This window comes from Streptomyces sp. NPDC048337 (genome assembly GCF_043201175.1).
In the GTDB taxonomy this organism is placed as follows: domain Bacteria; phylum Actinomycetota; class Actinomycetes; order Streptomycetales; family Streptomycetaceae; genus Streptomyces.
The window spans coordinates 1-11,231 of the sequence record NZ_JBICYR010000055.1; the positions used below are offsets into that span (position 1 = coordinate 1).

4 protein-coding genes are annotated in these 11,231 nt (G+C 67.5%); 3 read left to right on the forward strand and 1 reads right to left on the reverse strand.

All coding sequences use genetic code 11. The features are described 5' to 3' along the window. Together ACGFYU_RS37670 and ACGFYU_RS37675 are read left to right on the forward strand one after the other, a co-directional pair. Positions 1-4,431, forward strand: a 4,431-nt coding sequence (locus tag ACGFYU_RS37670; RefSeq protein ID WP_393831809.1) for an RHS repeat-associated core domain-containing protein, incomplete at its 5' end; no start/stop codon positions are given. A 20-nt stretch (positions 4,432-4,451) separates the two neighbouring features. Beyond that, positions 4,452-5,060 carry a hypothetical protein gene (locus tag ACGFYU_RS37675; protein WP_393831810.1) on the forward strand — a complete coding sequence of 203 codons (609 nt, stop codon included), beginning with the start codon at positions 4,452-4,454 and terminating at the stop codon, positions 5,058-5,060. A gap of 139 nt (positions 5,061-5,199) precedes the next feature. On the opposite strand, the gene ACGFYU_RS37680 is transcribed toward ACGFYU_RS37675, so the two are convergent. Beyond that, positions 5,200-10,227: an FG-GAP-like repeat-containing protein gene (locus ACGFYU_RS37680; protein ID WP_393831811.1), complete on the reverse strand. Its 5,028-nt coding sequence runs from the start codon at positions 10,225-10,227 to the stop codon at positions 5,200-5,202. 471 nt (positions 10,228-10,698) lie between these two features. Here ACGFYU_RS37680 and ACGFYU_RS37685 point away from each other — a divergent pair. Next, the coding region (locus tag ACGFYU_RS37685; protein WP_393831812.1) for a hypothetical protein at positions 10,699-11,231 on the forward strand (533 nt) is incomplete at its 3' end.

Consider the following 11,231-nt stretch of genomic DNA (forward strand, 5'->3'; position numbering starts at 1 on the left):
GGCGCCCTCGAAGCGGCCACGACCTACACCCCGTGGATCTACGGCCCCACGGCAACGCGCCTCCGCAAGGGCGCCACGCCCGAGGAGGACATCGAGCCGCAGCAGTCCTTCGTCCAGCAGACCACGGGGGTCAACTCCCGCATCCTGCTGTCGGATGGCCGCGGCTGGCGCCGCACGGCGATGGAGACCAAGTACGACACCCGAGGCTTCGCCGAATGGGTCTCGAACAAGGGCGATGTCGCCGACCCCTCGGACGACAGCTGCACCCGCTACGAGTACGACTCGGACGAGACACGCTGGATCATCGCCCGCCAGAAGCGGGTCGAGACGGTCGCGAAGGCGTGTGACTCCACCACGGTGCAGCGCCCGGCGGATGTCACTTCGGACGCGCGGATGTACTACGACGCCGCCGGCAACCTGAAGTCCACCGAGTCGCTGTCCGGATACTCCAACGGCACCCCGGTCTACACCACCGACGGCAGCGCGACCTTCGACGCGTACGGCCGTATGAAGACCACGACCGACGTGTTCGGGAAGACCTCCAAGGTCGACTACACCCCGGCCTCCGGCCAGATCGTCACCAAGGTCGTGACCACCAACCCGGCCGGTCACACCGAAACCACGGAGACCGACCAGGGCCGCGGCTCGGTCCTGGCCAAGCAGGACACCAACGGCCGCCGTCAGGTCATGCAGTACGACGGCCTCGGCCGCCTGCTCAAGGTCTGGTCCCCCGACCGCGACCCGCTCTCCAAGTCCCCGGACGGCGAGTTCTCCTACGACGTCCGCACCGACGGCCCCGTCGTCATCTCCAACAAGAGTCTCCTGGATGACGGCACCTACCGCACCAGCTACGACATCTACGACAGCAGCCTGCGCATCCGCCAGACCCAGATGGAGGCACTCGGCGGCGGCCGGCTCATCACCGACACCTTCTACAACAGCCTCGGCCAGGTCTGGAAGAGCAACGGCGCCTACTACACCGATGGCGCTCCCTCGGGCGTCCAGTGGGCACCGAAGGACAACGAGGTCCCGTCCTCGACGATGACCTTGTACGACGGCTCCGGCCGCTCGACCGCGCAGATCTCGCGCAAGTTCGGCCTGGAAACCTCCCGTACGACCACCTCGTACGGCGGCGACAACATCACCGTCGACCCGCCCAAGGGCGAGACCCCGACCCGGGCCTTCCTCGACGGCGCGGGCCGCAAGACCGAGCTCCGCTTCTTCCGCTCGGACTCGCCCACCGGCGCGTACGACAAGACGACGTACGCCTACAACCAGCGCGGCATGCTGGAGTCGGTCGTCAACCAGGCGGGCGACAAGTGGGGCTTCGAGTACGACATCCGCGGTCGCCAGACCAAGCAGACCGACCCCGACAAGGGCACGTCGACGATGACGTACGGGCTGGGTGACCGGCTGGCGACTGCGACGGACGCCCGCGGCAAGGTCATCGCCCCGGAGTACGACGAGCTGGGCCGCGTCATCGCTACCCATGAGGGTTCGGTCACCGGTCCGAAGCTGACCTCGACCACCTTCGACACCCTGCCGGGTGCCGTCGGCCTGCCCGTGTCCTCGACGCGGTACGTCAACGGCAACGCCTACACGCAGGAGGTGACCGGCTACGACAGCGAGTACCGCCCGACCGGGTCGAAGATCACCATCCCCGCGTCGGAGGGGGCCCTCGCCGGTTCGTACAGCTTCTCCAGCGGCTACCGGCCGAACACCGGTCTGACGTCGTGGACGAACCAGCCCGCGGTCGGCGGTCTGCCCGCCGAGCTGACCAGCATGAAGTACAACCACCTGGAACTGCCCACCATCATGGGCATCCAGGGCAAGACCTTCGTCGGCAAGGTCGACTACTCGCCCATGGGCGACGTCCTCCGCACGGAATCCGGCCCCGCCGGATCCCAGGTCTACACGACCAACTTCTTCGACGAGCAGACCCGCCGCCTCACCCGGACGGTCAACGACAAGGAACAGACGCCGAGCCGGATCAGCGACACGTCGTACGACTACGACGCCGTCGGCAACATCCTCAAGGTCACCGACAAGGACGGTCCGACCGCCACTGCCGACGTGCAGTGCTTCGCCTACGACTACCTGCGCCGCATGAACGAGGCCTGGACCGCCACGGACGACTGCGCGGCCCAGCCGAACGCATCCGGCCCCGGCTCCAAGCCCCAGGTCGGCGGCCCGAGCGCGTACTGGAGCTCGTACAGCTTCGACGCCGCGGGCAACCGCACCAAGGAGGTCCAGCACTCTCCGACCGGTGACCTGACGAAGGACGTCACCCGCACCTACACCTACGGCACCCCCGGTCAGGCCGCCGCCAACAGGCTGCAGAAGGTCGACACCACCGGGCCCGGCGGCGTCCGCACCGAGTCGTACGCGTACGACGAGGCGGGCAACACCAAGACCCGCACCATCCAGGGCGACACGCAGACCTTGGACTGGACGGCTGAGGGCCAGCTGGCAAAGGTCACCAAGGGCACCGAGACGACGGACTTCGTCTACGACGCCGGCGGCAACCGCCTGATCAAGCGCGAGCCTTCGGGCACCACGCTGTACCTGCCGGGTACCGAGGTCAAGCTCACGACCGCGGGCAAGCTGGAGAGCACCCGCTACTACGCCCACCCGGCCGGCCCGACCATGGTCAAGACGGCCAAGGACGGCGTCATCACGACGTCGTACCTGATGACCGACAAGAACGGCACGGCGACCACCTCCGTGGACGCCACCACCATGGCCATTACGCGCCGCAAGTTCACGCCGTACGGTGAGGTCCGCGGCGCGGCCCCTGCCGTGTGGCCGGGCAAGAAGGGCTTCGTCGGCGGAGAGGTCGACGAGTCCACCGGTCTGGTGCACCTGGGCGCGCGCGAGTACGACCCCGCCACCGGCAGGTTCATCTCCGTCGACCCCATCGTCGACTTCAACGAGCCCAAGCAGCAGAACCCGTACGTCTACGCGAACAACTCGCCGGTGACGTTCAGCGACCCCAGCGGCCTGTCCATCGCACCGCCCGTGATGCCCATCAAGGACTTCACGGACGCCGAAGCCGCCTGGGCCAACATGATCCAGGGCAAGAGCGCCCTGGACATCGCCCTCGAAGTCGCCATGGGCATCCTCAAGGACGCCTCCGGCTACAACGACATCCGCGACTGCCTCGGCGGCGACTGGGGCGCATGCGCCGGACTCGCCCTCGACGCCGCACTCCCCTTCGCAGGACGCGCCAAGCGCATCCTCAAGGCACTCGACCGAGCCTGGGACGCCTTCAACAGCTGGTCGCACAAACTCGCCCTCGCACGAGACATCCTCAGACGAGTCGAGCGCTACCAGCAGGCCATGGCCAAATACGCCGAAGACCTCGCCGAGTGGAAGCGACAGATAGAAGAAGCCGCCGAACGAGCGAGAAAGCTGGAGGAAGAAGCAGCAGCAGCCCGAAGGAAGGCGCAGGAGGCAGCAGCCGCAGCCGCCAAGCGAGCCGACGAGGCCAAGGCCACGGCGGCCAAGCAGGGCAAGGCCTCCGCGCAGAAGGCCAAGAAGGCCGACGGCGACGGCAAGGCATCGAAGTCCTCGGAGACCAAGAAGGGCGACGCCCCGAAGAAGTCGAAGGACAAGGACTCCGACAGCGGTGCTACGGAGCACTCAGGCTCCGGAAGCCCGGCAAAGCCCAAGGACTCGGGCACTACACCGGGCTGCGAGAACAACAGCTTCGTACCCGGTACGCAGGTCCTGATGGCGGACGGCTCCACCAAGCCGATCGAGGACGTCAGGATCGGCGACAGCGTCCGGGCGGCCGACCCGGAGACCGGCGAGTCCGGTTCCGAGACGGTCGCAGGCGAGATCAACGGGCACGGCGACAAGAAGCTGGTCCGGGTCACCATCGACCTCGACGGCGACAAGGGAACCGCTGAGGCCTCGGTCACGGCGACCGCCGGCCACCCGTTCTGGGTCGAGGAACTCGCCGAGTGGGTCGACGCCACGGACCTCACCAAGGGTGAATGGCTCAAGACCGGCTCCGGCGCGTACGTCCAGGTGTCCGCGGTCGAGCGGTGGACGTCCCCGTCCACCACGGTCCACAACCTGACCGTCAGCAACCTGCACACCTACTACGTGCTGGCGGAGGACACCCCGGTCCTCGTTCACAACAGCGCCTGCCGCACGTCGTCGCAGTACGACCAGGAAACCCTCAAAAAGGGGAAGAGCTCCGTCAAGAACGTCCAGACGGACGTCGGCCCGAAGGAATTCGGGGAGAACCTCATCGCCAACGGCTGGAAGCACATCGACAAGGGTCCGGGCAAGGACATGTACTTGAAGGATGGCATGAAGTACTTCCTTCGAGACAAGGCCGACAGCTATGACGGATGGACGGCCGACTTCTATAACGTGGGCCAGAAGCAGGCCGGCCTCAAGATCAGGCTCGGCCAGGACTGACGGCCGGAACGGATACGATCATGATCGATCGCGACGGATACCTGAACGTCCGCTCCCATGGGGCAGCCGTCTTCGATCTCGATGCCAGGCTGCCCGTCCAGGTCTTCAAAGAGGATATCGGCGACTCGTTGTTCTACGACTTCGATTCGGTCCTCGTCCCCGAAATCTGGCCGGCACTCTGCGCCATGGCAAGGTGGCACGGCGACGAGTACGTCGAACTGCTGGTCCTCAAACCGGATTGCGATACCTACTACGTAGCGGATTACCAGACGTATCCCGCGATCTCGCTGTCCGTTGAGGCCAGTGAGGACGACTACTGGGCAGCGCTCAGCCACGAGCCGAACGACGACATCTTCGGATCGCTCGCGATTTCGGCTGACGTCATCACAGTGACGGGCGCTTCCGGGAAGTGGGGATGCTGGGGCGAGAGAGATCCCGAAGTAGCGGTCTTCCGGGGATTTCCGAACGTGGCAGCACAAAATGAATGGCGTAAGCAGTTCGGCCCCTTCCTGAGCGTGTCGGACGCACTGGACACGTACCTCGATCCGGTCTTCCGGGGCAAGGTCCCGCCCGAGTACGCCGCAACCCTGACCGCGAACTACGGCCCCTCCGGGGGTGAACGACCGTAACGACAACGAAGGGCCCCGCCGGAATTCCGGCGGGGCCCTTCGCCATAAGCGGTCAGCGTCCGAGTCCTACGAGATCGGCCCCTCAGGACCCTTTCGGGTCCTGAGGGCCGATGTCATGTGTGGCTCCTGGCGGTTACCGTTACCAGGTGCCGGCCGTTGCCTGCCAGCTCTTCACCGGGGCTTCGAAGCCGCCGTCGGTGCGGGCCTTGAAGCCGAATATCGCGGTGGCTCCGGAGGCGTAGTTGTACATGATCGCAAGGTCGTCGCGGCCGTCCTTGTTGCTGTCACCTGCCACCAGGTTTCCGGTGTTCTCCAGGTACCAGCTGTTCTCGCCGCTGTCCCAGCTCTTGACGTCCTCGTTGACCCCGCCGTCGGGCTTCCCGGTCAGGGTGAACGCGGCCGCCCGGCCGTTGTCGTACCTGAACAGGATGGCGGCGTCGGCGCGGCCGTCGCCGTTGAAGTCGCCCGAGGTGAGCTTGGACCGGTTGTAGTCCCAGTTGCCCGGGCTGCGGTTCCACGACCGGAACGGGGCCGCAAAGCCGCCGTCGGCCTTGCCGAGCAGGGTGTACATCTCGACGGAACCGTCGCCGTGGCCGTACAGGGCGAGGATGTCGTCGCGGCCGTCGCCGTTGAAGTCACCCGCGACCTGCTTGGACTCGTTCCAATACCACTCGCCCTGACCCGAACGCCAGCTCGGGAACGAGAGGTCGAAGGAACCGTCCGCCTTGGACAGGAAGGTGTGGGTGCCGGTCGAACCGCCGTGGTCGAACATCATCGCCACGTCGTCGCGCTTGTCACCGTTGAAGTCACCGGCGACCAGCTTGGCCTTCCCCGCGTCCCAGTTCCCCGCGGGGGTGTAGGCGCTGCGCGGCAGGTGCTTGAAGGTTCCGTCGGGCTGGCCGAGGAAGGTGAACATGCCGTTGGCGTCGTCGTAGTCGTACAGCGCGGCGAGGTCGGCGCGGCCGTCGCCGTTGAAGTCACCGGCGACCCACTGGGACTGGCTGACACGCCAGTTCCACACGCCGCTGTTGAAGGCAAGGACGGGGGCGTTGAATCCGCCCGTTGTCTTGGCGAGCGCGACGTAGAGCGCCATGGTGTCGTTGCCATAGTCGTAGACGGTGGCCATGTCGGAGCGGCCGTCGCCGTTGAAGTCGCCCGACAGGTCGGTGCGCTTGTCGGCGGTGCGGTCGGTCGCCTTGTGCTCGACGCTGACGCCGGTGGTGTGGTTGTGGCGGATGTAGCCGCCGGAGAAGTCCTCGCGGGGGCCGCCGTAGACGTCGTACTCGTCCGACTGCGGGTAGCCCAGCCAGCTCTTCTCGGCGCCGAGGCTGACCCACTTCTCGCGGATCGTGCCGCGGACCGACCAGGCCTTGCCGGTGGTCGTGGTCCAGTAGATGGAGGCGGTGTCCGCCGTCTGGCCCTTGTGGCGGAAGTGGTTGTAGCGGCCGACGTTGTCGGGGTGGTTGATCTCGTCGGTGGTCGGGTAGCCGAGCGGGCCGCTGGGGCCGCCGAGCTCGATGTACTTCTTGTAGATGGTGCCCCGGACGGACTGGCCGCCGAACTCCCACGTCCAGTAGATGGCGCCCCCGCCACCGCCGGCGAAGGTGTTGAACCAGCTGGCGTTGTCGAAGGTGAGACCCTCGTCGGACGTCGGGTAGCCCATGACGCCCTTCTCGGCGCCCATGCTCATCCACTTGGCGCGGATGCCGTTGATGACCGACCAGGCGCCACTGCTCGGGTGCCAGTAGATGGACCCGTTGTCGCTGCTCTCGCCGTCCTTGCGGAAGTGCGCGAAGCGTCCCACACCGTCGGTCGACTGGGTGACGTCGGTGGTCGGGTAACCGAGGCCCGCCGTGCCGCCCTTGGCGAGGAACTTCGCCAGGATCGGCCCGCACAGCGTGTGGGGAGCGGGAGGGGTGGTACCGGGCTTGGTGAACGTCTGGCACTCGGACCACGGCGTGCCGCCGAGGGCCAGCTGGGTGCCGGGGCCGAAGGCCGAGCCGGCGGTCAGGGCGCGGCCCTTGAAGGCGGTGATCTGGCCGTTGCCGTCGCGCGACCAGAGGTCGGCGAAGCCGTCCTTCTCGAAGTCTCCGTCGGTGGACAGGTGCGGGTAGGCCGCGCCGGTGAAGCCGGTGGCGATGGAGCTCGTCCGGACGGCCGGGTCGCGGTACACCGCCAGGTCGATCATCGCGGCCGACGTGTTGGTGGTGGTCTTCTTGCTGGTGTACTGGTGGATCTTGCCGCTGACCGTGTCGCGGGCCCAGATCTCCGGGAGCGAGTCGCCGTTCAGGTCGCCGGGCGCCATGATCGTCATGTTCTGCCAGTCGGCGTTGCCGAGCAGGATCGGCTCAAAACCCGGAAGGCCGAGCAGGCCGGTGGACGTCCCCATGTAGAGCCACAGCTCACCGCCCTTCTTGACCAGCATGTCGGGCAGGTCGTTCTCGTCGATCTTGCCGTCGCCGACCGCCTGGTTCGGAAGGGGGTCATCGTTGACGCTGCCGATCGAGACGACCTGCTCGACCCCCTGCCACGTGTTGTTCTCCTCGTCGCCGAAGACCGTCACCTGGAACGCGTTGGCATCCACGGGCCGGAGGTCGCCGTTGCCCTGGCCGGGGTAGACCCACAGGGCGTTGCGACTGGCGTCGGTGTTGTCCGGACGCAGGACGAGGAGGTCCTCGTAGTAGTCCTCGTTCCAGCTGCTGCGGTGGCTCATCGACTTGACGTTGGCGAAGGAGCCCTTGTCCAGCTTCTTGGACAGGTCGAACGAGCCGTCGCCCTTGCCGGAGTGCATCCACAGCTGGCCCGAGCCCGGGTCGACGCTCCAGATGTCGACGGTGCCGTCGCCGTTGACGTCGCCGAGCTTGTCGTGGCCCGGCTGGCGCTTGGCGTAGAAGAGGTACGACTTCAGGTCCGAGCGGTTGTTGGAGGCGTCGAGGCTGCGGACGAACAGCGCCTGCGGGCCGACCGTGGTCGGTGTGAACTTGACGTCCACCGAGCCGCCGGGCGTGGCCGTGCCGACCTCGCGGACCGCCGGGTCCGACTCGGTCCACCACTGGTACTTGGTGATGTCGTTCTCGCCGCCGGAGGTCAGCGTGAACGTCCCCTCAGTACGGGCGTAGCCGGTGTTGTCCGGATTGTTCTCGGGGAACTGCACCGAGGACACGCCTGGCAGGTGGCCGGGGCGGGTCCGGTCGATGGTGAACACGCACTGTCCGGCCCAGGGGCCGTCCCCTGTCCCGTCGTTCCCTCGTACGTCCCACCGGTAGGTGGCACTGCCGAGCGATGCGGCGGGGATCGGCAGCTGGGCCATGTTGCCGCTGGTCACGGGGACCTTGACGCTCTTCAGCGTGCCGCCGTAGTCGTTCGCGTTCCAGTAGTGGAACTCGGCCGTCAGGGAGTTGTCCTCGTTGTCGGCGATGCGGGCGCGCAGGACGACCTGGTCGGTCGTGCCGATCGGCTCCGTCCCGTTGCACGGGACGGACGGGTCCGTGCCGCGCTCGTACGGGGTGACGGGCAGCGTGTTGTACTGGGTCGAGATGCGGGCGCTGTCCGGGTTGAACTTGCGCCACGACACGTCGACGGTGTCGACGGCGGCCTTCAGACCCATGGTCCACGCCGGCCAGTGCCAGCGGGCGGCGTCGGCGACCGCGGAGGTCACGTTCATCTCGACGGTGTCGCCGTTGCCGGGGCAGTTGCGGCCGCCGTAGGACTCGCCGATGGAAGAGACCTTCCGCTTCCAGGTCGGCTGGTTGTTCCAGGTGGTGCCGCCGCCGATGGCGTCGGTGTCCCAGATCTCGAGCTCACCGGAATTGCAGCTCCAGGAACCCGCGTACTTCTGCTGGATGCGGAAGGTGGAGGACACGATCTGCTTGTCCCACATGGCGCCCATGCCGACCTGGAAGAAGGTCTTGGCACAGACGGTCCCGCCGTTGGCGCCGTCCTTGGCGCAGCCGACGCGGCCCTCCTTGCTGAGGGTGCCGCCGTTCCAGTAGTTGGTGTTGGCCGAGTTGGCGAAGGCGGTGTGCTTGTAGGCGATCGTCCAGGCCGACTTCCAGTCGTCCCGCCAGATCGGGTCGATGACGACCGGGTACTGGGTCTCCGCAGCCGTGAGCAGCTTGCGGTCGGGGGTCAGGGTGAGCTTGGAACCCTTGAGGTCGACACCGAGGTCGGCCTCCTTGGAACCGGTGGAGATGCCGTCGACAGCGGGCACCGGGGGGACCGGGGACTGGGTCTGGGCGGCGGCCGACTGGGCGGCGGCCTCGGCGGCGGCTGCCTCGGCGGCCGGGGCCGCCTGCACGCCGGAAGTCTTGGGGGCCGCGGCCTTCGGGGTCGGGGCCTTCGGGTTCGTCGCTCCCGCAGTGGACTCGGGGAGTATCTTCTCGGCGCCGGAGTCCCACATCTGCGGCTTGGCCGCGCTGAACAGGGTCTTGCCCGCCGGGTCCACGGCGCGCAGTTCGCCGTTGGCTTCCTTGCGGATCGTGACGCCCTGGCCTTCGAGACCGAAGTCGAGGGTGGCGAGGGCCGGGTTCTCCGCCGCCTTGCGCGTCTTGACGACGATCTGGTGCGAGAAGCCGTTCACGTCGGCGGTGACCCGGAGGTCCACGTCGTCCAGGATGTTCGCGTAGGTCGCGCTGTTGCCCTCCAGCTTCGGCGCGGGCAGCGCCTTCGGCCAGGTGAGGGAAACGTCCCGGCCGTCCTTGCGCATGGTGACCAGCGCACCGGTGCCGCCGCCGGAGAAGGAGAGGCCCACGGCGGTCGCCCCGGGGGCTATCCGCCCGTCCGACTGCTTGGCCAGCTTGGTGTCCGCGTCGACGAGCTTCCCGCCGCGGTAGACGCGTACGGGAGCCAGCGCGTGGTTGGCGGTGAGGGTTCCGTCCGGGTTCGCCCAAACGTCGTCCGTCTCGGTGCGCTTCGAGTGAATCTCGACCGGCTTGCCGGTCTTCTTCGCCTCGCTCTTGGCGCTGGTCTCCGCGGCCGCGTCGGTCAGGCGCTCCTTGGCGGCCTTGTCGGCCGCAGCGGCGTTGGGCGTGCCGGCCGCGGCGGCGGGCACGCCGCCGAGCAGCGTCGCGGTGAGCGCGGCGGCGGTCAGCGCGGTCGTCGTGGCGACGGCCGACCTTCTGCGGGAGGGCGGATCGTCGACGCGGGCGCGCGTCGGGAGTGGTCTCACTGACAGGTCCTCAAGGTCTGATGGGGTGGCCGCGCCGGGGCGGCGACCGATGGTTGAGACGACCTCGCACGCGCGGCTTGATTTCAGCCACCCTGGCGATTGGTCACCTACTGTTCGAATGATTTGTAGCAGCCTGGGAAGGATTTCCGGACAGAAGTGCTCCGCTGGGCCGGAGCATGAGCAGGTCCGACAAGACCTGCGGCCAAAGTTGAGAGCCTTTCCTGTACAACTTTTTGGCGACTTGCTGACCAGGGCATGGACGCCAAAATTCCGCTTCCTTCCGCTCCAGGAATCTTCGACGCACCGCGTGTGCGCTTGTTAGGTTCAGCGCCGTTGCTCATTAGCGCGGTGACTGGAATACCGCGCGCGACGCGTTGGAGTGTTCGAATTTTGAAAAGATCCCAGGCGCACGCTCTGCGTGCGCCTTTGAGGCGTGTCTGGCGGTGGCCGATACCGGTCCTGGCGCTCAGCATGCTGACCGCCGGCCTCACCGCCACCCCTGCCATGGCGGCCGGTTCCGACCTGAAGAAGCCGGGGCTGCAGAAGCTCACCAAGGTCGGTGGAGCGCCGGTCACGGGCAAGCCTGCGTCCGGTCCGGCAGAGTCGCAGAAGAAGGCGTGGAAGTCCTCCGCGCCGAAGATCGCCTGGCCGAAGGCCGGTTCGGCTGAAATCGCCCTGCCGGACGCGTCGGCTCCGCCGGTCGTAAGCCTGAAGTCGGCCACCGAGCCGATGGCCGGCGCCTTCGCCCTCGGCCCGTCCAAGGCCCCGGGCAACCCCGTCAAGGCGGGCGCCCTCCCGGTCACCTTCGCCGCGCTTCCCGCGTCGCTCGCGGCGGCCCCGCAGTCCGCCCCGAAGTCGGCCGCGCGCAGTCTCGCCGACGACTCGGCTCCGGTCGGCGCCGAGCCGGTCAAGCTGAAGGTCGACCTGCACGACCAGACGGCCGCGAAGAAGGCCGGCCTGGCCAACAGCCTCCTGCTGTCGGTAAAGCGCACCGACGCGGGCAC

Bases quoted from the DNA above. Each gene is read 5' to 3' on its own strand.
- ACGFYU_RS37675 (WP_393831810.1), top strand. From the start codon at position 4,452: ATGATCGATCGCGACGGATACCTGAACGTCCGCTCCCATGGGGCAGCC.